This is a genomic window from Flavobacterium sp., from assembly GCF_003525665.1.
GTDB lineage: Bacteria > Bacteroidota > Bacteroidia > Flavobacteriales > Flavobacteriaceae > Flavobacterium.
The window spans coordinates 1-1,713 of sequence record NZ_DQDX01000039.1; the positions used below are offsets into that span (position 1 = coordinate 1).

The 1,713-nt window shown below is 32.6% G+C and carries 3 protein-coding genes; 1 reads left to right on the forward strand and 2 read right to left on the reverse strand.

Annotated features, from left to right (window positions below; all coding sequences use genetic code 11):
* The coding region (locus tag DIU01_RS03020; RefSeq protein WP_290831778.1) for a hypothetical protein at positions 1–308 on the forward strand (308 nt) is incomplete at its 5' end.
* 11 nt (positions 309–319) lie between these two features.
* Here the strand turns inward: DIU01_RS03020 and gldC are convergent.
* Together gldC and gldB are read right to left on the reverse strand one after the other, a co-directional pair.
* Positions 320–655: a gliding motility protein GldC gene (gldC, locus tag DIU01_RS03025; RefSeq protein ID WP_290831779.1), complete on the reverse strand. Its 336-nt coding sequence runs from the start codon at positions 653–655 to the stop codon at positions 320–322.
* On the reverse strand, positions 648–1,619 hold the full coding sequence (gene gldB, locus DIU01_RS03030) for a gliding motility lipoprotein GldB (RefSeq protein ID WP_290831780.1): 972 nt from the start codon (positions 1,617–1,619) through the stop codon (positions 648–650). The genes gldC and gldB overlap by 8 nt, the downstream gene beginning before the upstream one ends.
* Between the last annotated feature and the right edge of the window lie 94 nt (positions 1,620–1,713).

Sequence of the window (1,713 nt, forward strand, 5' to 3'; positions counted from 1 at the left end):
CAACATTATTATTATCGAATTTAATTTATTCTCAAGAAAAAAACGATTGGAAAATTGTAAAAAAACCAATTAAAAATGATTCTATAATTATAGGTTCAAATACCTCTAATAATGACATCAAAAATATCTTGAAATATAAAAACTATAACTCAAAAATATTTGTTTCCATTGATAACAAATTTTATTCATCGGACACATTATCTAAAATGAAAAATCTAGACGATTATGAAATGGATGTTATAAACATTCCAGAGAAAATTACTAAAGATATTCGATCAATATTGGTACTAAAAAAAGTGGTTAAATAACCACTTTTTTTTTATCCTTTTAATTCTAATTTCTCGGCGAAATAATCGGTGAAATCGCGCATGGTTGCTGCCATTTTCTCGTCTTGTGTGGCACGCTCAAATGTGTCTGCCATTGCAACTAACGTTTGATGAAAGAAGATTTTCATTTCGTCTACTGGCATGTCTTTTGTCCATAAATCAATACGTAATGTTTCTTTGGTTTTGCTGTCCCAGATAGACAATAGCATTGCTTTGGCTTCTTCTAGCTCAACGCCGCCATCTTGTGCTGTCCATGTTAATTTTTCGGGAACTCTGTGTTCGTCTAATTCTACTACGAATTTTATTTCGGAAGTTATTGTGTTACTCATTCTTTTTAGGTTTGTATTTTGATTGTTCGAAGATGCTGTTGGCATCCATTTTTATTAATTGTTGCACGGTTACTTTTGGATTGTTTTCCATAAACGAACGCACGATTTGCCATCCGATCCATTGCCCAATTCTACCTGGTGATTCGTTATCAATCTCTAAATAGAATTTTGAAAATGGCGCCAAATTGATGAATTGCGTTGCTAACTTAGAATTGGAACTGTACAAATATTTGTTTTCTACAAAGTTCATCCAGATGAAATATTCGTTTTCTTTACTCCAAGAAATTTGTTCTGGTGTGTATCCAATTTTTTCGGCATCGGTGTAATCGTCTGATAATAACAAATCTTTTAGATACAATTCTTTACCAAAATACATCATTTGAGAAAGCAGTGTTTTGTCTGTTGGCGCAGGAAGAATTCCGGTTGAGAAACTGTTGGCAATGTCTGGTAACATTTGTCTTTCTTCGAAATTTTGTGCAATGTATTCTGGGAATTCTGCGTAATAACGGTGTTTTCCTCCAAGATATAATTCTAATGCGATTAGTAATTTATCGTTGGCATAAATCACTTTGTTGTTATAATCCATTTCACCAATTACTGTGTAAATGTTGGGCGTTTTTATGGTTGGAAAATAATATTTTATGTGTTTGAATAGTTCTTCAATTTCGGTTTGTTTGGCATTGAAGTTCTTGTATTTTTTTTCTACTTCGCCATACAATTCGCGCCATTGTGGATTTTGCATTTTTTCTAACCAAACTTGATCTGGAGTTTCTGCTGGAAAAAACTCTGGATATTGTGCTTTTACAGATTGCAAATCGGATGGTTTTGCGTCGAAGAAAGCTTGTTCGAAACGAATGACTTTCATTTCTACAGGAATTTCTTCTACGGCTTTTTCTACTTTTGATTTTTTGTCGCAAGAGAACAACAAGATTGAAAATAGGATTATAAAAAAAGTGTTCTTCATTATTCTAAGGTTTAGCCCAGATAGTAACGGAAATCCTTTTATAATTTTGGGTTAGTTTTTCTTGATGAAAAAAAACGACCAACGGAAGTTCTTT